This window comes from Enterobacter cloacae complex sp. HYC003_NIDB, assembly GCF_056673375.1.
In genome coordinates, this window is sequence record NZ_CP114220.1 from 3,675,770 (window position 1) to 3,698,955 (window position 23,186).

At 57.7% G+C, this 23,186-nt stretch carries 21 protein-coding genes; 14 read left to right on the plus strand and 7 right to left on the minus strand.

What is annotated here, in order from left to right; translation table 11 throughout:
* Positions 1-11: 11 nt before the first annotated feature.
* From purE to mnmH, 3 genes are all read left to right on the plus strand, one after another.
* Entirely contained in the window at positions 12-521 is a 510-nt protein-coding gene (gene purE, locus O1722_RS17685) for a 5-(carboxyamino)imidazole ribonucleotide mutase (RefSeq protein WP_006809824.1), read from the plus strand.
* Positions 518-1,585, plus strand: a complete 1,068-nt coding sequence (purK, locus tag O1722_RS17690) for a 5-(carboxyamino)imidazole ribonucleotide synthase (protein WP_003858922.1) — start codon at positions 518-520, stop codon at positions 1,583-1,585. The genes purE and purK overlap by 4 nt, the downstream gene beginning before the upstream one ends.
* Positions 1,586-1,669: 84 nt before the next feature.
* Positions 1,670-2,740, plus strand: coding sequence for a tRNA 2-selenouridine(34) synthase MnmH (mnmH, locus tag O1722_RS17695; RefSeq protein ID WP_033486635.1), 1,071 nt, complete (start codon positions 1,670-1,672; stop codon positions 2,738-2,740).
* Between the two features lie 125 nt (positions 2,741-2,865).
* On the opposite strand, the gene O1722_RS17700 is transcribed toward mnmH, so the two are convergent.
* The 3 genes from O1722_RS17700 to ybbA form a co-directional block, all read right to left on the minus strand.
* On the minus strand, positions 2,866-4,011 hold the full coding sequence (locus O1722_RS17700) for a porin (protein WP_017383228.1): 1,146 nt from the start codon (positions 4,009-4,011) through the stop codon (positions 2,866-2,868).
* Positions 4,012-4,193: 182 nt separating this feature from the next.
* The gene (ybbP, locus tag O1722_RS17705) at positions 4,194-6,608 is read right to left on the minus strand and encodes a putative ABC transporter permease subunit YbbP (RefSeq protein WP_033486636.1); all 2,415 of its coding nucleotides are present in this window, start codon (positions 6,606-6,608) and stop codon (positions 4,194-4,196) included.
* A complete protein-coding gene (gene ybbA, locus O1722_RS17710; protein WP_033486699.1) occupies positions 6,605-7,291 on the minus strand; it encodes a putative ABC transporter ATP-binding protein YbbA in 687 nt (228 codons plus the stop codon). The genes ybbP and ybbA overlap by 4 nt, the downstream gene beginning before the upstream one ends.
* Here ybbA and tesA point away from each other — a divergent pair.
* The 3 genes from tesA to O1722_RS17725 are packed head-to-tail and all read left to right on the plus strand — an operon-like array spanning position 7,262 to position 9,597.
* Entirely contained in the window at positions 7,262-7,894 is a 633-nt protein-coding gene (tesA, locus tag O1722_RS17715) for a multifunctional acyl-CoA thioesterase I/protease I/lysophospholipase L1 (RefSeq protein WP_003858933.1), read from the plus strand. The two genes, ybbA and tesA, sit on opposite strands and share 30 nt — an antisense overlap.
* The gene (locus O1722_RS17720; protein WP_006809829.1) at positions 7,875-8,684 is read left to right on the plus strand and encodes an SDR family oxidoreductase; all 810 of its coding nucleotides are present in this window, start codon (positions 7,875-7,877) and stop codon (positions 8,682-8,684) included. Before tesA ends, O1722_RS17720 begins: the two co-directional genes overlap by 20 nt.
* 58 nt (positions 8,685-8,742) lie before the next feature.
* Positions 8,743-9,597, plus strand: a complete 855-nt coding sequence (locus O1722_RS17725) for a co-chaperone YbbN (protein ID WP_003858935.1) — start codon at positions 8,743-8,745, stop codon at positions 9,595-9,597.
* Positions 9,598-9,648: 51 nt separating this feature from the next.
* Here O1722_RS17725 and fetB read toward each other — a convergent pair whose 3' ends face one another.
* Both fetB and fetA read right to left on the minus strand, forming a co-directional pair.
* Positions 9,649-10,431, minus strand: a complete 783-nt coding sequence (gene fetB, locus O1722_RS17730; protein WP_017383223.1) for an iron efflux ABC transporter permease subunit FetB — start codon at positions 10,429-10,431, stop codon at positions 9,649-9,651.
* On the minus strand, positions 10,424-11,095 hold the full coding sequence (gene fetA, locus O1722_RS17735) for an iron efflux ABC transporter ATP-binding subunit FetA (protein WP_015571235.1): 672 nt from the start codon (positions 11,093-11,095) through the stop codon (positions 10,424-10,426). Before fetA ends, fetB begins: the two co-directional genes overlap by 8 nt.
* A 142-nt stretch (positions 11,096-11,237) precedes the next feature.
* On the opposite strand from fetA, the gene O1722_RS17740 reads away from it, so the two are divergent.
* The 3 genes from O1722_RS17740 (at position 11,238) to O1722_RS17750 (ending at position 13,610) form a co-directional block, all read left to right on the plus strand.
* Positions 11,238-12,092 carry a hypothetical protein gene (locus O1722_RS17740; protein ID WP_015571236.1) on the plus strand — a complete coding sequence of 285 codons (855 nt, stop codon included), beginning with the start codon at positions 11,238-11,240 and terminating at the stop codon, positions 12,090-12,092.
* Between the two features lie 154 nt (positions 12,093-12,246).
* Positions 12,247-13,161: an SPFH domain-containing protein gene (locus O1722_RS17745; protein WP_003858941.1), complete on the plus strand. Its 915-nt coding sequence runs from the start codon at positions 12,247-12,249 to the stop codon at positions 13,159-13,161.
* Positions 13,158-13,610 carry an NfeD family protein gene (locus O1722_RS17750; RefSeq protein WP_015571238.1) on the plus strand — a complete coding sequence of 151 codons (453 nt, stop codon included), beginning with the start codon at positions 13,158-13,160 and terminating at the stop codon, positions 13,608-13,610. The genes O1722_RS17745 and O1722_RS17750 overlap by 4 nt, the downstream gene beginning before the upstream one ends.
* On the opposite strand, the gene cueR is transcribed toward O1722_RS17750, so the two are convergent.
* The gene (cueR, locus tag O1722_RS17755; RefSeq protein WP_017383222.1) at positions 13,607-14,017 is read right to left on the minus strand and encodes a Cu(I)-responsive transcriptional regulator; all 411 of its coding nucleotides are present in this window, start codon (positions 14,015-14,017) and stop codon (positions 13,607-13,609) included. The genes O1722_RS17750 and cueR overlap by 4 nt on opposite strands.
* A 108-nt stretch (positions 14,018-14,125) precedes the next feature.
* Between cueR and copA the strand changes: the two genes are divergently transcribed.
* The 3 genes from copA (at position 14,126) to ybaK (ending at position 18,147) form a co-directional block, all read left to right on the plus strand.
* Positions 14,126-16,624, plus strand: coding sequence for a copper-exporting P-type ATPase CopA (gene copA, locus O1722_RS17760; RefSeq protein WP_100151196.1), 2,499 nt, complete (start codon positions 14,126-14,128; stop codon positions 16,622-16,624).
* A gap of 50 nt (positions 16,625-16,674) precedes the next feature.
* A complete protein-coding gene (locus tag O1722_RS17765; RefSeq protein WP_017383220.1) occupies positions 16,675-17,469 on the plus strand; it encodes a TraB/GumN family protein in 795 nt (264 codons plus the stop codon).
* 198 nt (positions 17,470-17,667) lie between these two features.
* Entirely contained in the window at positions 17,668-18,147 is a 480-nt protein-coding gene (gene ybaK, locus O1722_RS17770; protein WP_033486640.1) for a Cys-tRNA(Pro)/Cys-tRNA(Cys) deacylase YbaK, read from the plus strand.
* Between the two features lie 91 nt (positions 18,148-18,238).
* Here the strand turns inward: ybaK and ushA are convergent, their stop codons facing one another.
* Entirely contained in the window at positions 18,239-19,891 is a 1,653-nt protein-coding gene (ushA, locus tag O1722_RS17775; RefSeq protein ID WP_033486642.1) for a bifunctional UDP-sugar hydrolase/5'-nucleotidase UshA, read from the minus strand.
* 164 nt (positions 19,892-20,055) lie between these two features.
* Between ushA and O1722_RS17780 the strand changes: the two genes are divergently transcribed.
* Together O1722_RS17780 and ybaL are read left to right on the plus strand one after the other, a co-directional pair.
* On the plus strand, positions 20,056-21,276 hold the full coding sequence (locus tag O1722_RS17780) for an MFS transporter (protein WP_015571242.1): 1,221 nt from the start codon (positions 20,056-20,058) through the stop codon (positions 21,274-21,276).
* A gap of 232 nt (positions 21,277-21,508) precedes the next feature.
* Positions 21,509-23,185, plus strand: a complete 1,677-nt coding sequence (ybaL, locus tag O1722_RS17785) for a YbaL family putative K(+) efflux transporter (protein WP_017383218.1) — start codon at positions 21,509-21,511, stop codon at positions 23,183-23,185.
* Position 23,186 lies beyond the last annotated feature (1 nt).

Genomic DNA, 23,186 nt, shown 5'->3' on the forward strand with positions numbered 1-23,186 from the left:
TTTTAAGACGCATGTCTTCCCGCAATAATCCGGCGCGTGTCGCCATCGTGATGGGGTCCAAAAGCGACTGGGCTACCATGCAGTTCGCCGCCGAAATCTTTGAAATCCTGAATGTTCCGCACCACGTCGAAGTGGTTTCCGCACACCGTACCCCGGACAAACTGTTCAGCTTCGCCGAAAGCGCCGAAGAGAACGGTTACGAGGTGATCATTGCCGGTGCGGGCGGCGCAGCACATCTGCCGGGCATGATTGCCGCCAAAACGCTGGTGCCGGTACTGGGTGTTCCCGTGCAAAGCGCCGCGTTAAGCGGGGTGGATAGCCTTTACTCTATTGTCCAGATGCCGCGCGGTATTCCTGTCGGTACCCTGGCGATTGGTAAAGCAGGTGCGGCAAATGCCGCCCTGCTGGCCGCGCAGATCCTGGCGACGCATGATAAAGATTTGCACCAGCGTCTGGCGGAGTGGCGTAAAGCCCAGACCGATGAGGTGCTGGATAACCCGGATCCGCGGGGTGCAGCATGAAGCAGGTTTGCGTTCTTGGTAATGGTCAGCTTGGCCGGATGCTACGTCAGGCCGGTGAGCCGCTGGGTATTGCCGTCTGGCCCGTCGGGCTGGATGCCGAGCCGGAAGCCGTGCCGTTCCATCAGAGCGTGATCACCGCCGAAATTGAACGCTGGCCGGAAACCGCCCTGACCCGCGAGCTGGCGCGCCATAACGCCTTTGTGAACCGCGACGTCTTCCCGATCATTGCCGACCGTCTCACGCAAAAACAGCTTTTCGACAAGCTCGGCCTCGCGACCGCGCCGTGGCAGCTGCTTTCCGATAAGCGCGAGTGGGATGACGTGTTTGCGATGCTGGGAGACCTGGCGATTGTGAAGCGTCGCGTCGGCGGCTACGACGGCCGCGGGCAGTGGCGCCTGCGCGCGAACGACACCGCCGAGTTGCCGGACGACTGCTACGGCGAGTGCATTGTTGAGCAGGGCATTAACTTTAGCGGTGAAGTGTCGCTGGTTGGCGCGCGCGGGCATGACGGGCACACCGTTTTTTACCCGCTAACGCATAACCTGCATCAGGACGGGATTCTGCGCACCAGCGTCGCCTTCCCGCAGGCCAATGCTGACCAGCAGGCGCAGGCGGAAGAGATGCTCTCTGCCATTATGCATGAGCTGGGCTATGTGGGCGTGATGGCGATGGAGTGTTTCGTCACGCCGTCGGGTCTGCTGATCAACGAACTTGCGCCGCGCGTGCACAACAGCGGCCACTGGACGCAAAACGGCGCCTCCATCAGCCAGTTCGAGCTGCACCTGCGCGCCATCACCGATCTGCCGCTGCCGCAGCCGGTGGTGACCAGCCCGTCGGTGATGATCAACCTGATCGGCACCGATCTGAACTACAACTGGCTGAAGCTGCCGCTGGTGCACCTGCACTGGTACGACAAAGAGGTGCGTCCGGGGCGTAAGGTCGGCCATCTGAACCTGAACGATACCGACACGGACCGCCTGAGCGCCACGCTGGAAGCGATTGTTCCCCTGCTGCCGCCAGAATATGCGAGCGGTATTGTCTGGGCGCAGTCAAAACTGAAGTAAGTATCCCTCGCCGGGGAGTTGACCTTCCCCTTCCCCGGCGTACAATCCCCGCCCATTGCTGCTCAGTTTTCTTCTGGAACCACCATGAACGATGGAACGGACTATCGCGCGATCCTCGCGTCCGATACCCCTTTAATCGACGTTCGCGCGCCGATCGAATTTGCCCAGGGTGCGATGCCCGCCGCACTCAACCTGCCCTTAATGAACGACGACGAGCGTGCCGCCGTCGGCACCTGCTATAAACGCCAGGGTCCGGACGCCGCGCTGGCGCTCGGCCATAGCCTGGTCAACGGCGAGACGCGCGAGGCGCGCATCAGCGCCTGGCGGGAAGCCAGCCTTGCCCATCCTGAGGGCTACCTTTGCTGCGCGCGCGGTGGCCAGCGCTCACACATCTCCCAGGCCTGGCTGAAAGAGGCGGGCATCGACTACCCGCTGATCCGCGGCGGCTATAAGGCCCTGCGTCAGACGGCGATTCAGGCGACCATTGAGCAGTCACAAAAGCCGATGGTGCTTATCGGCGGCTGTACCGGTAACGGTAAAACGCTGCTGGTTAAGCAGCATGCGCAGGGCATCGATCTGGAAGGGCTGGCGCACCATCGCGGCTCGTCATTTGGTCGCACGCTCACCCCGCAGCTTTCCCAAGCGAGCTTCGAAAATCACCTTGCGGCTGAGCTATTGAAAAAAGACGCCGCGCGCTGGGTGCTGGAAGATGAAGGCCGGATGATTGGCTCTAACCACCTGCCGGAGTGCCTGCGCGACCGCATGGCTGAAGCGCCTGTCGTGGTGGTTGAAGATCCGTTTGAGATCCGTCTTGAGCGCCTGCGCGAAGAGTATTTCGTCCACATGTGGGCCGACTTTTCTGCCGCCTGCGGTGAAGAGGCGGGCTGGAAAGCGTACAGCGAATATCTGCATCACGGCCTGTACGCCATTCGTCGCCGTCTGGGGCTGCAACGCTTTGCGGAATTTACCGCCCTGCTGGATGCCGCGCTTGTCGAGCAACAGCGTACTGGCAGCACTGACGCGCACTTCAGCTGGCTTGTGCCGCTGCTGAAGGACTATTACGACCCGATGTACGGCTACCAGCTGGAGAAAAAGGCGGAGAAGATTGTGTATCGCGGGACGTACGAAGAAATTGCTGAGTGGCTCGATCGCTGAAAAATAAAGCCGGGTGGCGAGGTCAAAGCAAAACGGCAACCTGGGTTGCCGTTTTTAATGTTTTTTCCCTCTCCCCGTGGGAGAGGGTCAGGGTGAGGGCATCAGGCCGCACCCTACATGACAACTTAGAAGTCGTAACGCAGACGCACCAGGTTCATATCGCCCAGGTTGTCGGTGCTGGAGGTGAACACGTGTTCGTAATCCACGCGGAAACCGTAATCCAGCTGGAAGCTGATACCCACACCGTTGTCGATGCGCTGGTAGTTACGGCCATTCACGTACTCAATACGGTCGCCCATGAAGTACGGCTGGATGGATTTCACCGCATACTGACCAACCGGGAACTTGTAACCCGCAAAGTATTCAATACCCCATGCATCACCGGCGAAGTAGTCGTTAACGGACACTTTTTTGGTGGTCAGGAAGTTCTGATACCAGCCGCCGCCTGCGGAGAAGGTCCAGTTATCCGGCGTCCAGCTCAGGGCGGTACCAAGGATGTTCTGGTCGTAGGATTTGCTGTCGCCGTTGTCCGGGTTACGCATGTCCGCGCGGGTGTAGTTCCACGCTGCGCCCCAGGTCAGATCGGTAGTCAGGTGATAATCGATACCCAGTGAACCGCCGCCTTTACGTTTGTAACGCAGGCCGTTGCCCGGCAGGTATTCGCTGTCTTCAAACAGGTAAGAGGCGTAGATGTCAGCATCGCCCACGGTTTTCTTGTACTTCAGCATCTGGCGTGAACGGTAAGAGCCGTCATAGTCGCCGTTGATCCCGTTACCTGGCGCCTGACCAATCATGTCGTAGTCCCAGATATCGGTTTTTGCGCCCACTACGTCATAGTACACGCTGTTCTGCTGACCGAAGGTCAGCGTACCCCAGGTGTCGCTCTTCAGACCGGTGTAGAGCATACGACGAGAGGTGTCGTGCGCGCCGTCGGCGTAGTGATGATCCCAGTTGAACTGCGCCGGAATGTTCACACCCAGCTCGTAGTAGCTGATCCAGCTGATGTCATCGAACAGGTAGTAATCCGCAGCGAAACGGAAGCGGGTGCCGCCGTCAAAGCCGTTGCGCTTGTAGCTGTTTTTGCCGTCATCACCGGTCATATTCTGGAACTGAGGACGAATACTGCCGCCAACGGTGAAGTTCAGGCGGCTCAGCGGGTTACCCGCCTGCGGATCCTGTTTCAGAAGGGTGATTTCCGCCTGAGATGCGAAAGAAGCCAATGCCACTGCTGCGCCGATCGTTGTCGCCAGCGCTGTTTTTCTTATAGTCATTCTTTTTCCTTGATAGACACGCTGCTAAATATTTAGCTGGTGAATATTAACCGGAAAAATTCGGGCTGTGTGGGCGGGTTTTTAATGTTTTGTGCTACTAAATGCAGGGGCATTAACGATTTGTGCCGTTAAGTGATGACGCACCAGCAGAAATGCCGGTGCGTCATCATCACGTCAGTAAACTAGCTGACAAACTGGCGGAATAGCGCTTTACCTTTCAACAGCCGGGTTCCGAGCCAGCCGCCGCACAGGGACAGCAGCACCGCGCCGCAGACGGGCAGCGTGAGCCACAGCCGCCAGTCGGGCTCCCACGGGAAGTCGAAGACTTTGCTCTGGAGTACCGCCAGCGCGGTTTCCGCCCCGATGGCCGCCACCAGGCCCGCCACCAGACCGAGCAGGGCAAATTCGCTCCACAGCGTGGCGCGCAGCAGCCGTTTACTGGCTCCCAGCGTGCGGTAGACCACCAGCTCCTGATGACGCTGACGCATGCCCACCTGCACCTGCGCCAGCAGCAACAGCACACCGCAGACGGTCACCAGCACTACCATCACCTCCAGCGCGCGGCTCACCTGCTCCAGCACCTGCCCGACCTGTTTGAGGATCGCGCCGATATCCAGCAGGCTCACCGTCGGAAATTCCCGGTTAAGCTGCGTCAGCATGCCGTTGCCGTTTTCCCAGCGGAAGCTGGTGAGCCAGCTCTGGGGCTGTCCGTCCAGCGCACCCGGCGGGAAGATGAAGAAGAAGTTTGGTCGCAGGCTTTCCCAGTCCACTTTACGCAGGCTGGTAACTTTGGCGGTGAAATCCTGGGTATCACCGGTGAAGGTCACGCTGTCGCCGAGGTTCACCTTCAGGCGTGTCGCCAGCCCCTCCTCCATCGACACTTCCCCCGCTTTCGGCGGCCAGGTGCCGGCAACGATCGGGTTATGGTCCGGACGTTTCGCCTGCCAGGTCAGGTTGAGTTCGCGATTGAGCGATTCATCCTTATTTCCCTCCGTCGACTGGCCGTTGATCTGCGTCAGGCGGGCGCGCACGATCGGATAGAACGATTCCGGAATAATGTGATGCTCAGACAGGAAACCCTTCAGCGGCGTCACCTGTTCGGGAGCAATGTTGATCAGGAAATAGTTCGGGCTTTCCGGCGGAAGCTGTTGCTGCCAGCGATCCAGCAGATCCCCGCGCAGCACCAGCAGAAGCGCCAGCAGCATAAACGACAGCGAAAATGCCGAGAGCTGGCTGAGGGTAGACCACGGCTGGTGCAGCAGTCGGTTAACCGCTAACCGTATGGGGAGTGATTTAACTGTCAGCTTTCTCAGGACATTAAGCAGTATCCAGCCCACTACGCCGCACAGCAGCGCCAGCACCACCGCGCCCGCCAGCACCGCCCACAGCAGCGTGCTGCCGCCCATCAGCCAGGCCAACAGCCCGACCGCCACCGCAATAATCACCGGCAGGTAGAACTTCAGCGGCCAGACGCTGGCCACCACATCGCGGCGCAGCACGCGCAGCGGCTGGGTGGCGAGCAGCAACCGGTACGGGCGTAGCCCCACCAGCAGGGAGATCGTCGTCATCGCGCCGATGGCCCACAGCCACGGCCAGAGGCTGGCAGGCGGTAATGCGGCGGGCAGTACCGGTTTGAGCAGCACCATTAGCAGCTTTTCAAACAGCAGCCCTATCGCCCCGCCGGTCAGAGCCGACAGCGCCAGCACCATTAGCCACTGGCCGACAATCAGCTTGCGCAGCTGCGCGCGGCCCGCGCCGAGGGTTTTGAGGATCGCCGCCAGATCGTAACGGCTGCGGCAGTAGTGCCCCATCGCCACGGCAACCGCCGCAATGGCAAGCAGCAGAGTTAACAGCGCCAACAGCAGCAGGAACTGCTGGGAACGTTCGAGGGATTTGCCGAGCGCCCCGTCATCCTGCTCCAGCCCGTACCAGCGGTGTTCCGGCTTGAGCTGCGGCAGGAGCCATTTTTCGTACGCCTCCAGCTGCGCAGGCGTCCCGCCAAACTTATACCGCCAGGTGACACGGCTTCCCGGCTGGACGGCGTTGGTTTTCGCCACATCAGCGGTGTTCATCAGCAGGCGCGGCGCAAGCTGGAACGGATTAAATCCAGAGTCGGGCTCCTGCACCACTTCCCCGGCAATTTTGAGTGTCGCGTCGCCGACGTCGATACTGTCGCCTGGTTTCAGATTCAGCAGCGCCATCAGTCGCGATGCCAGCAGGACCGTACCGGCCGTCGGTTTTAGCCCCGGCGGGCTGGTTTGTAAGTCACCATACATCGGGTAGATGTCATCCACGGCTTTTACGCTGGCAAGCTGCGGCGTGTCGCCCGCAAAGGTCATAGTCTGAAAGGTGATCTGCTCCCCTACCTTCAGCCCCTCTTTGCGCGCTTCCTCAATCCAGCCCGGCGGCACGGGGCGAGAACTTTGCAGAGCCCGGTCCCCGGCCATAAATTCCCGACTCTGCTGGCTAAGCCCTTTCTCCATACGATCGCTGACGCTACCGAGCGCCAGCACGCAGGCCACCGCCAGGCTCAACGCCAGCCAGACAATCAGCAGCGAGGGCGAGCGCCACTCGCGCCAGAACCAGCGGGCAATCATGCTTCCTCCTGAAGAATACCGTTCACCAGCCGCAGGCGGCGGTCGCAGCGGGCGGCCAGCTGCGGATCGTGGGTAACCAGAATCAGCGTGGTGCCGTGCTCGCGGTTGAGGGAAAACAGCAGATCGGCAATCTTGTCTCCGGTTTTACGGTCAAGGTTACCAGTGGGTTCATCGGCAAACAGCACTTCAGGGCGCCCGTTAAACGCCCGCGCCAGCGCCACGCGCTGCTGCTCACCGCCGGAAAGCTGTGCCGGAAGATGGTCGAGACGTTTTCCCAGCCCCAGCTGTTCCAGCAACGCCGTGGCGTGATCGCGGCTTTCACGAGTATTGTCACCACGCAGCAGGCCGGGCAGCTCAACGTTTTCCAGCGCGTTCAGCGTCGGGATCAGCATGAATGACTGAAAGACAAACCCGATATGCCGGGCACGCAGCGCGGCGCGGGCCTCTTCATCAAGCGCGTGGAGGGGCTGGCCGACCAGGTTCACTTCACCACTACTGCCATCGTCCAGACCAGCGAGAATGGCCAGCAGCGTGGACTTACCGGAACCGGATTCACCAATCAGGGCGATGGTTTCGGCACGTTTGACAACGAGTTCAACTCCGGTGAGGATGGAAAGCTCGTGTTCTCCCTGACCGACGGACTTCTTAAGACGATGAACTTCAACAATGTTTTCCGCTGGCATTTGCCCTTCCTGTTTTTGATGCTGATGACCTTCCGCGCGGCGGCTGCGGACACGTTATTGATTCTGGGCGACAGCCTGAGCGCGGGCTATCGTATGGCCGCCAGTGCGGCCTGGCCCGCCCTGCTCAATGATAAATGGCAGTCCCGGGCGTCTGTCGTGAACGGCAGCATCAGCGGCGATACGTCGCAGCAAGGCTTATCGCGCCTGCCTGCCCTGCTTAAGCAGCATCAACCGCGTTGGGTGCTGGTTGAACTGGGCGGTAATGATGGTTTGCGCGGCTTCCAGCCTCAGCAAACGGAGCAAACGCTGCGGACCATTTTGCAGACCATTAAGGCCGCCAATGCCCAGCCGCTGCTGATGCAAATTCGCCTGCCCGCCAACTACGGCCGTCGGTATAATGAGGCGTTTAGCGCGATCTATCCTAAGCTTGCCAAAGAGTTTGATATTCCGCTGCTGCCATTTTTCATGGAAGAGGTCTATCTGAAACCCCAGTGGATGCAGGATGATGGCATTCACCCCAATCGCGATGCCCAGCCGTTCATTGCCGACTGGATGGCAACCCGGCTGGCTCCTTTAGTAAAACATGACTCGTCAAACAGCTGAGAACCTGACAGGTAAAGTTATGCAAAAATCGGTCTTAATAACAGGATGTTCCAGCGGAATTGGCCTTGAAAGCGCCCTTGAACTGAAACGTCAGGGGTTTTGGGTACTGGCAGCCTGCCGCAAACCCGAGGATGTCGAACGCATGCGAGGGCTGGGATTTACCGGCATTCTGCTGGATCTCGATTCGCCAGAGAGCGTAGAGCAGGCCGCCGATGAGGTTATCGCCCTGACCAACAACCGTCTTTACGGTCTGTTCAACAATGCGGGCTACGGCGTGTACGGCCCGCTACAGACTCTCTCACGGGAACAGCTGGAGCAGCAGTTCTCCGCAAACTTTTTCGGGGCGCATCAGCTTACCATGCGCCTTCTCCCCGCCATGCTGCCGCACGGCGAAGGGCGCATCGTGATGACCTCCTCGGTCATGGGCCTGATCTCCACGCCGGGCCGCGGGGCTTACGCCGCCAGCAAATATGCGCTTGAAGCCTGGTCCGATGCGTTGCGCATGGAGCTGCGCCACAGCGGTATTAAGGTCAGCCTGATTGAACCGGGCCCGATCCGCACCCGCTTTACGGAAAACGTTAACCAGACGCAGGCGGACAAACCGGTCGAAAACCCCGGCATCGCGGCGCGTTTTACGCTTGGGCCAGAAGCCGTCGTTGCCAAAGTGCGCCACGCGTTTGAGAGCGATACCCCTAAAATGCGCTATCCGGTCACGCTGGTAACCCATGCCGTCGGCTGGTTGAAACGCCTGCTGCCGGGGCGGATGATGGACAAAATTTTGCAGGGTTGAGTTGAAGCGACGACGCTTACCCCCATGTAAAGAGTAAACCGATAAAAGAGAATGCCGCATGTCCGTACAGAATATCGTCAACATAACTGAAGCTAACCTGCAACAGACGCTCGAACAGTCAATGACTAAACCGGTGCTGTTCTACTTCTGGTCTGAACGCAGCCAACACTGCCTGCAACTGACGCCGGTCCTGGAAAGCCTTGCCGCGCAGTACAACGGTCAGTTCATTCTGGCGAAGCTGGATTGTGACGCCGAACCAATGGTGGCTTCCCAGTTTGGCCTGCGCGCGATCCCAACCGTCTATCTGTTCCAGAACGGTCAGCCGGTGGATGGCTTCCAGGGGCCGCAGCCGGAAGAGGCGATCCGCGCCCTGCTGGATAAAGTTCTGCCGCGCGAAGAAGAGCTGAAAGCGCAGGAAGCCATGGCGCTGATGCAGGAAGGCAAGTACGACGAGGCGCTGCCGCTGTTAAAAGACGCGTGGCAGCTGTCGAACCAGAACAGCCAGATTGGTCTGCTGCTGGCAGAGACCCAGATTGCGCTGCACCGCCCTGAAGACGCGGAAGCCGTGCTGAAAACGGTGCCGATGCAGGATCAGGATACCCGTTATCAGGGTCTGGTGGCGCAGATTGACCTGCTGAAACAGGCGGCCGATACCCCTGAAATTCAACAGCTTCAGCAGCAGGTTGCGGACAACCCGCAGGATGCCGCGCTGGCAAGCCAGCTGGCGCTTCAGCTTCATCAGGTGGGGCGTAACGAAGAGGCGCTGGAGCTGCTGTTTAGCCATCTTCAGAAGGACCTGGGCGCCGCAGACGGACAGGCGCGGAAGATGTTCCAGGAGATCCTGGCCGCGCTGGGTACCGGTGACGCGCTGGCGTCGAAATATCGTCGTCAGCTGTACGCGTTGCTCTACTAGCAAAAAAATGCCCGGTGGCGCTAACGCTTACCGGGACTACAAAAGCCGATATTACCCCGTCTTTTTCAACTGCGTCACCACCAGCTGGTGGCGCGCGTTGTAAAACTTCCGATAGGTCAGGTAGCAGGCAATGATGGTGGACAGGCTCGCCGTAGAGAGCAGCATAAACGTCACCATAATCTGGTACTTAATCGCTTTTACCGGATCGATACCGGCAAAAATCAGCCCCGACATCATGCCCGGCAGGCTCACCAGACCCACCGTTTTGGCGGAATCCACCGTTGGGATCAGCGAAGAGCGAATGCTGTCGCGGATCAACCGCGCCGAGGCCACCTTCGGCGTTGCGCCCAGGCTTAGCTTCTCCTGAAGCTGCTGCTGTTCACTGCTGAACCGTTGCCCCAGATTGTTGTAGCACAACCCGACCGCCACCATCGCATTGCCCGCAATCATCCCGGAAATGGGGATCACCTGCATCGGCGTAAATTCTATCGAGCCGGAGAGTACCAGTACCGCCAGCGTTAACGCGGTCCCGGTAGTGATGGCGATCAACGACGAAATGAACGCTTTATCGATGTATTTACTGCGTTTCTGCGCGTTCCATGCCGCGTTAAAGCAGATAAACAGCACCATCAACAGGGTCAGCACGGCATGATTGACGTTGAAGATGTATTTCAGCACATAGCCGACGATGATGAGCTGAATGACCGCGCGGGCGATACTCCAAAGAATATCTTTTTCCAGCCCCAGCTTTTCCCGGTAGCTGACCACAATCGCCACCAGCACCAGGACCATCGACAGCGCCAGCGATTCGTTGGTTATGTTATGTTCACCCACGATGAGCCTCCTCCATTTTCCCGCCCTGCGGCCTGAGCGTGATGACATCATCCGCATGGGTAATTTCATTTGAATCATGCGTCACCCACAGCACGGCAATATTCTGCTCCCGGGCGTAGCGATGGATAATGTCATTGACGTTGCGCTTGTTAGCGTCATCCAGCGCGCTGGTGATTTCGTCCAGCAACAGCGCCTTCGGCAAGAATTGCAGGTTACGGATCAGCGAGACGCGCTGCTTTTCCCCTCCCGACAGTTCGGCGATCGATTTGGTCAGCGTCTCCGGCGAAAGCCCGAACCGGGTCAGATCGTCGGTAAACTTTTTCGGATCAGGCGTTTGGTTGCGGATGTGCCAGGGGAAAACCAGATTGTCGTACACCGTGTCGCCAAACAGGGACGGGGTTTGCACGCAGTATGACACCTGCTGGCGATAGCTTTCCGGTGAAAGCGTGGCGATATCTTTTCCTGCAAACAGGATGGTTCCCTCCGTTGGGCTCAGTAGCGAAGCCACGATTTTCAGGAGGGTGCTTTTGCCGCAGCCGGAGGGGCCAGTTATCAGTTTAAATTCGCCCGGAGAGAGACAAAAATCAACGTGCTGAAGGATGGTGTTATCACCCACACGAAAGCCAACATCCCTGATATCCAGAAGATTTTTTTTATTATTCATTCCGATTCCATTAACCGCTGTAATAAGAACAGCCTTTAGCATAATCCTTTCCGCTACGCAGCGCGAATAGCCTTAACCTATAGCAAGTGTTAAACTTTTTGCTCGCTAATTGTCACCTCTATAACTACAGGAAGTCAGCAACATGACACATATCTTTTATGAGTTCTCTTCCCTGAAGCCTGGTGTTCCTGATGTGGAAACATTAATGGAAGTCATCAATTCTTCTGAACTCACGCGTTTTGTCATGGGTGCAGAGGTGGTCGATTTTGTTAAGAAGGCGCTCATCGTTAACACCACAATCGGTAGCTTTAAAAACTGCTATTTTGCATTCGATGATGGAGCGTACTTTCTCGAGTTTGACGGCAAGGGTAAATCCAGACGCTTTACTGAGGTGCCGGACTGGTTCGTTTCCCCCGCGGAATTTGCCCGCTCGCAATGGCTGATTAACCATGATCTGGCCGATGTGAAGGCGACGGCGTTTATTGACGTGCTGATGTCCTACCCGCTTAAAGAGCGCCGGGCGCACTGCAATCTGCTGTTTGGTCTGGATCTGCATAAGGTCAATGTGGTTCCGGCGCCTACAGCCCCTGCCGGAAAAATGGGCAATAAAAACGGAAAAACCACCAAGCCTCGCGTCACAGATCTCGGCTCTTTTGAGCTTTTTACCGCGTTCTTTGCGCGTATGAAAACCGCCGTCAATGCTAATGAATTCCCTACCCTACAGGTGCTGACCGGCCAGGAGGATCTTACAAAAGCGCCGCACAGCTTAAAGCAAGGGATCAGAACCTGGTTTAAGGCGATTACCGGCGATCTGCCGCCGAACAACAAACGTGTCGGGGCGGGCAATGCGGTATTGTTCTGCGCTCCCGTTCGCGAGCAGATCCAGCAGATAGAGGCCATCGGCCTGGAAAAATACTATCAGGGCTTATCAAAAGCTATCGCTGACGCCGGGGATGGGTTTATCACTGACTTCAGCTATACCTGGTCTGAAAAGTAACGCTTTGCGCCCCGCATCCCGAACGGGGCGTTTTATTTCTGCCAGTCCGGTTCCCACCTCTTTACAGGGGCGAAATCCTGTTCGTTAGCCGATATACTTACGTTCAACAAATACGCAGTTTTTCTCGTTACGGCATGCAAAACAGGAGGTTTTTATGCTCATCGTTGTTCCTGTCCTTATATTCGTTGCGCTGGTTATCGTGGGCGCAGGCGTCAAAATTGTCCCGCAGGGTTACCAGTGGACCGTCGAACGCTTCGGTCGCTACACCAATACTCTTCAGCCGGGTTTAAGCCTGATCGTCCCGTTCATGGACAGAATTGGGCGTAAGATCAATATGATGGAGCAGGTGCTGGATATCCCTTCCCAGGAAGTCATCTCCAAGGATAACGCCAACGTCACCATCGATGCGGTGTGCTTTATTCAGGTGATTGATGCGCCGAAAGCGGCCTATGAGGTGAGCAACCTGGAGCTGGCGATCGTCAACCTGACCATGACCAACATCCGTACCGTGCTTGGCTCAATGGAGCTGGACGAAATGCTCTCCCAGCGCGACAGCATTAATACCCGCCTGCTGCACATTGTGGATGAAGCCACCAATCCGTGGGGGATCAAAGTGACCCGCATTGAGATCCGCGACGTGCGCCCACCGGCAGAGCTGATTGCTTCCATGAACGCGCAGATGAAGGCCGAGCGTACCAAGCGTGCCTATATTCTTGAAGCCGAAGGGGTGCGTCAGGCTGAAATCCTGAAAGCGGAAGGGGAAAAACAGTCGCAGATCCTGAAAGCCGAGGGCGACCGTCAGTCTGCCTTCCTCCAGGCGGAAGCGCGTGAACGTTCGGCAGAAGCAGAAGCCCGTGCGACGCAAATGGTCTCCGAGGCGATTGCCGCCGGGGATATCCAGGCCGTGAACTACTTCGTCGCGCAAAAATATACCGATGCGCTGAAGGAGATCGGCTCCGCGAACAACAGCAAGGTGGTAATGATGCCGCTGGATGCCAGCAGTCTGATGGGATCTATCGCCGGAATTGCCGAGTTGATCAAAGACGGCGGAAACGAGCGTAAAAAATGATTGAGCTCATCGTTGCACATCCTCATGCGTTCTGGCTAAGCCTTGGCGGCTTACTGCTGGCCGCCGAGATGCTTGGCGGCAACGGTTATCTGCTGTGGAGCGGGGTTGCCGCGGTGATTACCGGGCTGGTCGTCTGGCTGCTGCCTGTCGGCTGGGAGTGGCAGGGCGCGCTGTTTGCCGTGCTGACGCTGCTGGCCGCCTGGCTGTGGTGGCGCTGGCTGAACAAACGGGTGAAGGCGCAGAAGCCGGTCGACGCGCACCTCAACCAGCGTGGGCAGCAGATCGTGGGTAGACGCTTTACGCTTGATAACGCGCTGATCAACGGACGCGGTCATATGCGCGTGGGGGACAGTTCGTGGCCGGTGGTGGCCGACGATGACCTCAGCGCCGGCACGCGGGTTGAGGTCATTGCGGTGGAAGGCATTACCCTGCGGGTTAAAGCCTGTTAGGCGTGGGTTTTACGGTGGCAGCAGCCGGAAAGATTGTCGATAATCGGGCACTCGGCGCTGTCATCTCCCGGGCAGGATTCTGCCAGTTGTAACAGTTGCTCACGCATCGCCTGTAATTCGATGATATGGCGTTCGATCTCCGCCACTTTTTCCAGCGTACGTTTTTTCACGTCGGCACTGTGGCGTTTCGGATCGTTAAACAGGTTAACCAGCTCGCCGCACTCTTCAAGGTTAAATCCTACCTGTCTTGCCTGGCGCAGTAACGTCAGTTCATCAAGATGCAGCTGCGTATAGCTGCGGTAGCCGTTCTCACTGCGCAACGGTGGCGTCACCAGCCCTTTTTCCTCATAAAAGCGAATCGCTTTGCTGGTTAAGCCGGTTTTTTTCGCAACATCGCTGATATTCACATTTCCCCCTTGACCTTCCCCTTGATGGAAGGTTTAACCTTCATAACAGTTAGCGAAAAGCAGAGTGAAGGTCAACAATTGACCAGAACATTATACGGGAGTTTTGTTATGTCTCACACTATTGACCTGACACTGGACGGCCTCTCCTGCGGCCACTGTGTCAAACGCGTTAAAGAAAGCCTGGAGCAGCGTCCTGACGTGGAAAGCGCTGAGGTGACTATCGATCATGCCGCCGTGACCGGCAGCGCCAGCGCCGACGCGCTGATTGATACCATTAAACAGGCCGGTTACGGGGCGGAGTTAAGCCACCCAAAGGCTAAACCGCTGGCAGAGTCATCATCCCCGTCGGAAGCACTGACAGCGGCCACTCCTGAGCTTCCGGTAGCTGATGACATTGATGACAGCCAACAGCTGCTGATCAACGGCATGAGCTGCGCCAGCTGCGTCTCCCGGGTACAAAACGCCTTACTGGCGGTACCGGGCGTCGCACAGGCACGGGTAAACCTGGCGGAGCGTACTGCGCTGGTGATGGGCAGCGCCTCCGCCGCAGAGTTAGTGCAGGCCGTGGAGAAAGCGGGCTACGGGGCGGAGGCCATCGAAGATGATGCCGAGCGCCGCGAGCGCCAGCAGGAAACGGCTGTCGCCACTATGAAGCGTTTCCGCTGGCAGGCGATTGTCGCCCTGCTGGTCGGTATTCCGGTGATGGTGTGGGGCATGATGGGTGACAACATGATGGTCACCGCTGAAAACCGCACCCTGTGGCTGGTGATTGGTCTGATTACCCTTGCGGTGATGGTGTTTGCTGGCGGACATTTCTATACCAGCGCCTGGAAGAGCCTGAAAAACCGCACCGCGACGATGGACACGCTGGTCGCGCTCGGTACCGGCGCGGCGTGGCTGTATTCGATGAGCGTGAACGTCTGGCCGCAGTGGTTCCCGATGGAGGCGCGCCATCTCTATTATGAAGCGAGTGCGATGATTATCGGTCTGATTAACTTAGGCCATATGCTCGAAGCCCGCGCGCGTCAGCGCTCGTCGAAAGCGCTGGAAAGATTACTCGATTTAACCCCGCCGACGGCCCGCGTGGTCACGGATGACGGGGAAAAAAGCGTTCCGCTCTCAGAGGTACAGCCGGGAATGACGCTGCGCCTGACCACCGGCGACCGCGTGCCCGTCGACGGTGAAATCACCCAGGGCGATGCCTGGCTGGATGAAGCGATGCTGACCGGCGAGCCGATACCCCAGCAGAAATCTCAGGGCGATGCGGTGCATGCGGGTACGGTGGTACAGGACGGCAGCGTACTGTTCCGCGCCAGCGCGGTCGGGAGCCATACCACGCTGTCACGCATCATTCGCATGGTCCGCCAGGCGCAGAGCAGTAAGCCGGAGATTGGTCAGCTTGCCGATAAAATCTCCGCCATTTTTGTGCCGGTGGTCGTCGGTATTGCCCTGCTGAGCGCGGCGATCTGGTATTTCTTCGGCCCGGCGCCGCAGATTGTCTACACCCTGGTGATCGCCACCACGGTGCTGATCATCGCCTGCCCTTGTGCCCTTGGCCTGGCCACGCCGATGTCGATTATCTCTGGGGTCGGACGCGCCGCCGAATTTGGCGTACTGGTCCGTGATGCTGACGCCCTGCAACGGGCAAGCACGCTGGACACCCTTGTCTTTGATAAAACCGGCACGCTCACCGAGGGCAAACCGCAGGTGGTGGCCGTCAGTACCGTTGGCTGTACGGAGACGGACGCCCTGCGCCTTGCCGCCGCGCTGGAACAAGGTTCCAGCCACCCGCTGGCGCGCGCCATCCTGGAGAAAGCCGGTGATGGCCGTCTGCCGCAGGTCAGCAACTTCCGCACCCTGCGCGGTTTAGGGGTCAGCGGTGAAGCCGAAGGCCATACGCTGCTGCTGGGCAACCAGGCACTGCTGACTGAACACGGCGTTGATACGTCCGCGCTGGACGCAGAGCTAAACGCGCAGGCCTCTCAGGGCGCAACGCCGGTTCTGCTGGCGAGGGATGGTCAGGTGGCGGCGCTGCTGGCCGTGCGCGATCCGTTACGCCAGGACAGCGTAGATGCCTTACAGCGCCTGCACCGCGCGGGCTATCGTCTGGTGATGCTGACCGGGGACAACCCGACCACCGCCAACGCCATTGCGAAAGAAGCCGGTATTGATGAGGTGATCGCGGGCGTGCTGCCGGACGGCAAAGCGGACGCCATCAAGAACCTGCAAAGTCAGGGTCGCCAGGTGGCGATGGTGGGCGACGGCATCAACGACGCCCCGGCGCTGGCGCGGGCTGACGTAGGCATTGCGATGGGCGGCGGGAGCGATGTCGCCATTGAAACCGCGGCGATCACCCTGATGCGCCACAGCCTGATGGGGGTGGCGGATGCGCTGGCGATTTCGAAAGCCACGTTGCGCAACATGAAGCAGAACCTGCTGGGGGCCTTCGTCTATAACTCGCTCGGCATTCCGATTGCCGCCGGGATTTTGTGGCCGCTGACCGGTACCCTGCTGAACCCGGTTGTTGCGGGTGCGGCGATGGCGCTCTCGTCAATTACCGTGGTGAGCAACGCTAACCGTCTGCTGCGGTTTAAACCGAAGGATTGAACCTTGTACCCGTACGCGCTAGCATGAACCTTTCCGATCATGGAGCGCGTATGGGTCTGTTTAATCGTCTAAAAACATCGTTTCGCGCCCTTTTTCCCCGCCGTTATGCCTGGCCCGGTATGGATATTTCGCTTCCGGGCGGGCAGCATCTGCACCTGGTGGGAAGCATTCATATGGGCACGCAGGACATGTCCCCCCTGCCCTCCGGCCTGATTAAACTGCTGAAGCGCGCCGACGCGCTGATCGTCGAAGCCGACATCTCCGGCCATGAATCGCCGTTTGCCGGGCTGGAAAGCGATCGCCCCCTGGCGGAACGTCTTAACGGGACGCAGCTGGCTGAGCTTACCCGTCTTGCGGATGAGACCGGCGTCTCGCTCTCAATGCTCGACACTCTGCCCCTGTGGCAAATTGCCATGGTGCTACAGGCCACCCAGGCGCAGCGCCTGGGGCTGCGCGGCGATTACGGTATCGATTATCAACTGCTGAATGCGGCAAGGGCGCGCAACTTGTCCGTCATTGAACTGGAAGGCACGGACAGCCAGATTGCGCTTCTTCGCCAGCTTCCCGATGACGGCCTGATGCTGCTGGATGATACCCTGACCCACTGGCACACCAACGCGCGTCTGCTGCAAACGATGATTGGCTGGTGGCTGGATGCGCCGCCCGCAGACGGTAAGCTGGCGTTACCGTCGACATTCAGTGAATCGTTGTATGATGTGCTGATGAACGCGCGCAACCAGGCGTGGCGGGAGACACTATATGCCCTGCCTGCCGGTCGTTATGTTGTCGCGGTTGGCGCGTTGCATTTGTACGGAGAAGGGAATTTGCCGTCGCTGCTGAAATAAAAAAATGGCCAATATCTCTATTGGCCCGTCAAAGAGGAATTTCATCGTTTTTATTATACCGAAGTGACCTTCGGCTACGCCGATTGTCGCTCAAAGTAACCATCACTGCCAATACTATTGCGCAAGATGGTGCTATTTTTTAGACAAACGTCAGGCGTATGCTGCTGGTATGAATCGTCTGTCGTAAGAAGGATAGCCATGACTCCCGCCGTTAAATTACTCGAAAAAAACAAAATTTCTTTCCGGATCCACACCTACGATCACGATCCGAACGAAACCAACTTTGGTGATGAAGTGGTGCGCAAGCTGGGGCTGAACGCGGACCAGGTCTACAAAACGCTGCTGGTCGCGGTGAACGGCGATATGAAGCACCTCGCCGTGGCAGTGACGCCCGTCGCCGGACAGCTTGATCTGAAGAAAGTGGCCAAAGCGCTGGGAGCGAAAAAGGTCGATATGGCTGACCCGATGGTTGCGCAACGCACAACGGGTTATCTGGTCGGCGGGATCAGCCCGCTCGGCCAGAAAAAGCGTCTGCCGACGCTGATCGATGCGCCTTCGAAGGAATTTGAGACGATCTATATTTCTGGCGGCAAACGCGGGCTGGATATCGAACTGGCCGCAGGCGATCTGGCGAAAATGCTGGACGCGAAATTTGCGGATATTGCGCGCCGGGATTGAGAAAATTGCCCGGTGGCGGCTTCGCCTTACCGGGCCTACGATTCGAATGTAGGCCGGGTAAGGCGAAGCCGCCACCCGGCAAAAAAACGCACTACTGCCAGCTCACCTCGCCTTTCGGCTCATACATGTTCACGTCAATCGGTGAATTTTGCTGGATAAACTGCTTCAACACTTCCGCATCAATAAACCCGGTATTTACATAGCCCGGTTTGTTATCGATATGCGGATAGCCGTCGCCGCCGGTGGCGTTAAAGCTTAACGTTGCCAGGCGGTAGGTTTTCGCCGGATCAACCGGTTCGCCTTTGATTTTGAGATCGTTAAGCTTGCCGTCCTTCGCGACGAAGCTGACGTTAGCAAACTGCGGATACGCCCCGGAATCCGGCCTCATCTGCGCCACGGCGGTCAGGTAGTCAATCACCTCCTTCCCGCTCATGTCCGCATAGACCACCACGTTGCCAAACGGCTGCACTTTGAGCACGTCTTTATAGGTGATGTCTCCGCCTTCAATGGAATCACGAATACCGCCGCCGCTCATCACGCCGAAATCCGCATTCGTGCGCGCCATCTGCGCGGCCAGCACCAGACGCCCCATGTTGGTCTGTACAAAGCGGACTTTGCTGCGGTCCCCTTCCAGTCGTCCGTTAAGCGTGCCAATCTTCACGTCCAGCTGCGCTTTCCCTTTGCTCTGGAACGGCGTCAGCAGAGAGAGCATCTGCTGGTTTTCAGCGATCTCTGGCGTGTAGAGTACGCGCTCGCTTTTGCCATCCGGGTAGGTCACTTTCTTCTTCAGGTTGACCGGGATGAGCTGATAGTGCACCAGCTTCATTTCGCCGTTACGGAATTCGAAATCCGCGCGGCCAACGTATTTACCCCACTCGTGGGCCTGTACAATCCAGATCCCATTCTGACGATCAGGCGCGCACGGCGTGCCGGGCACATAATCTACCTGCTTTTTATTCTCAGAGGCCATGCAGACCGGATCCTGCGAATGACCGCCCACAATCATCGCCAGCGAGCCCGCTGGAAGGCTGCGCGCCATCTCCACGTCGCCCGGCGCGTTAGAGCCGTGCTGACCGTTATCGTAATGCCCCATGTGGGTGGTCGCGATAATCACATCCGGTTTTTCATTCTGCTGCAACTCCTGGATCACCAGCTTCGCTTCGTCCGCCGGTTTACGGAATTCGATGTCGGTGAAAAATTCAGGGTTGCCAATTTTGGCCGTATCGTCGGTGGTTAAGCCGATGACAGCGATCTTCAGATCCTGACGCTTAAACAGCGCCCACGGTTTAAACAGGCGCTCGCCGGTGCTTTTCTGATAAATATTGGCGGAAAGGAACGGGAATTTGGACCACTTCTCTTGCTGGCGCAACACGCTCAGCGGATTATCAAACTCGTGGTTTCCGACCGCCATCGCGTCGTAACCAATTAAATTCATGCCGCGGAAATCAGGCTCGGCATCCTGTAAATCAGATTCCGGCACCCCGGTATTAATATCCCCGCCCGACAGCAGCAGGACGCTGCCGCCCTGGGCCGCGACCTCTTTACGAATGCCGTCCACCAGCGTTTTTTGCGCCGCCAGGCCATATTCACCGTATTCGCTGCGCCAGAAATGGCCGTGATGATCGTTAGTATGCAGAATGGTAATTTTATAGGTTTTATCTTTTTCATACGCCTGCGCGGGCAGGCTTGTCAGCCCCCATGCGGCGATGAGCGCCAGCGCGACGCCACGCTTCATTAACTTCATCTTCTCTCTCCCTGACCCATAGACAAACGCAAAAATTACAGTGACTCACAAGAATAGACAAATAAGTTTTCAGAATTGCGACTTTCTTCAAATGTCACGGACGGGTATGTTAGTCGGATAATAATTACTCCCTGCATCTCTAATAACAAATCGACGTGGTATTTATGGCAATCAGTGAATCAACCCAGCCCGTCCAGGGCGCTCCGGCGTCGCCGCCGAAATCGCGCACTTCCTTTAAAGTATTAGGCGCAATCAGTCTCTCTCATCTGCTCAACGACATGATCCAGTCGCTGATTCTGGCGATCTACCCGCTGTTGCAGTCTGAGTTCTCATTAACCTTCGTGCAGATCGGGATGATCACCCTGACCTTCCAGCTGGCCTCTTCGCTGCTACAGCCGGTGGTGGGCTACTGGACGGACAAATACCCGATGCCATGGTCGCTGCCCATTGGCATGTGCTTCACCCTGAGCGGGCTGGTGCTGCTGGCCATGGCGGGCAGCTTTGAGGCGGTACTGGTTGCCGCGGCGCTGGTGGGAACCGGTTCATCGGTGTTCCATCCGGAATCGTCCCGCGTGGCACGTATGGCCTCCGGCGGACGTCACGGGCTGGCGCAGTCTCTGTTCCAGGTGGGGGGTAACTTTGGTAGCTCCCTCGGTCCTCTGCTGGCGGCGGTAATTATCGCGCCTTACGGCAAAGGCAACGTGGCGTGGTTTGTGCTGGCCGCGCTGCTGGCGATTGTCGTCCTGGCGCAAATCAGCCGCTGGTATGCCGCGCAGCATCGCGTAAATAAGGGAAAACCTGCCGCGAAGATAACCAATCCCCTTCCGCGCAATAAGGTGATCCTTGCCGTCAGCGTGCTGCTGGTGCTGATTTTCTCGAAATATTTCTATATGGCGAGCATTAGCAGCTATTACACCTTCTATCTGATGCAAAAATTCGGATTATCAGTACAAAACGCCCAGTTCCACCTCTTTGCCTTCCTGTTTGCGGTGGCGGCAGGCACGGTGATAGGCGGCCCTGTGGGGGATAAAATTGGACGTAAATATGTGATTTGGGGCTCTATACTCGGCGTCGCGCCGTTTACGCTTGTTTTACCGTACGCAACGCTGGAATGGACCGGAATATTGACGGTGATTATTGGTTTTATTCTCGCATCGGCATTTTCAGCCATCCTGGTCTATGCGCAGGAGCTGCTGCCGGGACGTATCGGTATGGTTTCCGGTCTCTTTTTCGGTTTTGCCTTTGGCATGGGCGGCCTTGGCGCAGCCGTGTTGGGGATGGTTGCAGACCACACCAGCATCTTCCTGGTCTATAAAATCTGCGCTTTCCTGCCACTTCTGGGGATGTTGACCATATTCCTGCCTGACAATCGTCATAAAGCGTGACTTCACGGCTGCCAAAGTTAAACTTTGGCAGCCGGATAACCTGATGCCATAAGGCTTTCCTCTCCCTCCCCTCAGCAAATTTATCAAAATCTGCCTTTTTTCATGCTTATTGCCTTTTTATTGTGATTTCAACAATTATTCATAAACATAAGCGTAAAAATTGTCATAAACTATTAATCGGCTTTTTGGTATTTGCACCAAAAATGGATCACCCATCGCGAAAGGAGACGGAATGCACCACGCCACACCGCTTATCACCACCATTGTTGGTGGACTTGTGCTCGCTTTTATTCTCGGCATGATTGCCAATAAACTGCGTATTTCGCCCCTTGTAGGCTATTTGCTGGCGGGCGTGCTGGCAGGGCCCTTTACGCCGGGTTTTGTCGCTGATACCAAACTGGCGCCTGAGCTGGCGGAATTGGGCGTGATCCTGCTGATGTTTGGCGTCGGACTGCATTTTTCCCTGAAGGATCTGATGGCGGTAAAGTCGATCGCCATACCGGGAGCGATCGCCCAGATAGGGGTGGCGACGCTGCTGGGCATGGCGCTTTCGGCGGTGCTGGGCTGGTCAATCATGACCGGTATCGTATTTGGGCTGTGTCTTTCAACCGCCAGTACCGTGGTGCTGCTGCGCGCGCTTGAAGAGAGACAGCTGATAGACAGCCAGCGCGGACAAATCGCGATAGGCTGGCTGATTGTTGAAGATCTGGTGATGGTGTTGACGCTGGTTCTGCTGCCTGCCGTTGCCGGGATGATGGAAAAAGAGAATATCGGCTTCGCCTCGCTGGCGCTGGATATGAGCATTACCATCGGTAAGGTTGTGGCGTTTATCGCCATCATGATGCTGGTGGGCCGCCGTCTGGTGCCGTGGATCATGTCCCGCAGCGCCGCCACGGGCTCGCGTGAACTGTTCACGCTTTCGGTCCTTGCGCTGGCGCTGGGCATTGCCTTTGGCGCCGTCGAGCTGTTTGACGTCTCCTTTGCGCTGGGCGCGTTCTTCGCCGGGATGGTGCTGAACGAGTCCGAGCTGAGCCACCGTGCCGCGCACGATACCCTGCCGCTACGTGATGCATTCGCGGTGCTGTTCTTTGTCTCCGTCGGGATGCTGTTCGACCCGCTGATCCTCATTCAGCAGCCGCTGGCCGTGCTGGGTACGCTGGCAATCATCATCTTTGGTAAGTCCGTTGCCGCCTTCTTCCTGGTACGGATGTTCGGTCACTCGCCGCGCACGGCGCTGACCATTGCCGCCAGCCTGGCGCAGATTGGCGAGTTCGCCTTTATTCTTGCCGGTCTGGGGATGGCCCTGAACCTGCTGCCACAGGCGGGGCAAAATCTGGTGCTGGCGGGGGCGATCCTCTCCATCATGCTAAACCCGGTATTATTTGCCCTGCTGGAGAAATATCTCGAGAAGACCGAAACCCTCGAAGAGCAAACCCTGGAAGAAGCGATTGAGGAGGAGAAACAGATCCCCGTAGATATCTGCAACCACGCGCTGCTGGTCGGTTTTGGCCGCGTCGGCAGCCTGCTCGGTGAGAAGCTGATGGCCCAGGGCATTCCGCTGGTGGTGATTGAAACCTCCCGCACTCGCGTCGACGAGCTTCGCGAGCGCGGCATCCGCGCGGTGCTGGGCAACGCGGCTAACGAAGAGATTATGAATCTGGCGCATCTGGACTGCGCTCGCTGGCTGTTGCTCACTATCCCGAACGGTTACGAGGCTGGCGAGATTGTCGCCACAGCCCGTGAAAAATGCCCGCATATCGAAATCATTGCCCGCGCCCATTATGATGACGAAGTGGAGTACATCACCGAGCGCGGCGCGAATCAGGTGGTGATGGGTGAGCGTGAGATTGCGAATACGATGCTGACAATGCTGACGAAACCGCCCGTTGAAGAGGCGGTGACGGGGTAAG

Excerpts from the sequence above, each read along its gene's own strand:
- purE (WP_006809824.1), top strand. The coding sequence starts at position 12 with ATGTCTTCCCGCAATAATCCGGCGCGTGTCGCCATCGTGATGGGGTCC.
- purK (WP_003858922.1), top strand. The coding sequence starts at position 518 with ATGAAGCAGGTTTGCGTTCTTGGTAATGGTCAGCTTGGCCGGATGCTA.
- mnmH (WP_033486635.1), top strand. The coding sequence starts at position 1,670 with ATGAACGATGGAACGGACTATCGCGCGATCCTCGCGTCCGATACCCCT.
- O1722_RS17700 (WP_017383228.1), bottom strand. The coding sequence starts at position 4,011 with ATGACTATAAGAAAAACAGCGCTGGCGACAACGATCGGCGCAGCAGTG.
- ybbP (WP_033486636.1), bottom strand. The coding sequence starts at position 6,608 with ATGATTGCCCGCTGGTTCTGGCGCGAGTGGCGCTCGCCCTCGCTGCTG.
- tesA (WP_003858933.1), top strand. The coding sequence starts at position 7,262 with ATGAACTTCAACAATGTTTTCCGCTGGCATTTGCCCTTCCTGTTTTTG.
- ybbA (WP_033486699.1), bottom strand. The coding sequence starts at position 7,291 with ATGCCAGCGGAAAACATTGTTGAAGTTCATCGTCTTAAGAAGTCCGTC.
- O1722_RS17720 (WP_006809829.1), top strand. The coding sequence starts at position 7,875 with ATGACTCGTCAAACAGCTGAGAACCTGACAGGTAAAGTTATGCAAAAA.
- O1722_RS17725 (WP_003858935.1), top strand. The coding sequence starts at position 8,743 with ATGTCCGTACAGAATATCGTCAACATAACTGAAGCTAACCTGCAACAG.
- fetA (WP_015571235.1), bottom strand. The coding sequence starts at position 11,095 with ATGAATAATAAAAAAAATCTTCTGGATATCAGGGATGTTGGCTTTCGT.
- O1722_RS17740 (WP_015571236.1), top strand. The coding sequence starts at position 11,238 with ATGACACATATCTTTTATGAGTTCTCTTCCCTGAAGCCTGGTGTTCCT.
- O1722_RS17745 (WP_003858941.1), top strand. The coding sequence starts at position 12,247 with ATGCTCATCGTTGTTCCTGTCCTTATATTCGTTGCGCTGGTTATCGTG.
- O1722_RS17750 (WP_015571238.1), top strand. The coding sequence starts at position 13,158 with ATGATTGAGCTCATCGTTGCACATCCTCATGCGTTCTGGCTAAGCCTT.
- copA (WP_100151196.1), top strand. The coding sequence starts at position 14,126 with ATGTCTCACACTATTGACCTGACACTGGACGGCCTCTCCTGCGGCCAC.
- O1722_RS17765 (WP_017383220.1), top strand. The coding sequence starts at position 16,675 with ATGGGTCTGTTTAATCGTCTAAAAACATCGTTTCGCGCCCTTTTTCCC.
- ybaK (WP_033486640.1), top strand. The coding sequence starts at position 17,668 with ATGACTCCCGCCGTTAAATTACTCGAAAAAAACAAAATTTCTTTCCGG.
- ushA (WP_033486642.1), bottom strand. The coding sequence starts at position 19,891 with ATGAAGTTAATGAAGCGTGGCGTCGCGCTGGCGCTCATCGCCGCATGG.
- O1722_RS17780 (WP_015571242.1), top strand. The coding sequence starts at position 20,056 with ATGGCAATCAGTGAATCAACCCAGCCCGTCCAGGGCGCTCCGGCGTCG.
- ybaL (WP_017383218.1), top strand. The coding sequence starts at position 21,509 with ATGCACCACGCCACACCGCTTATCACCACCATTGTTGGTGGACTTGTG.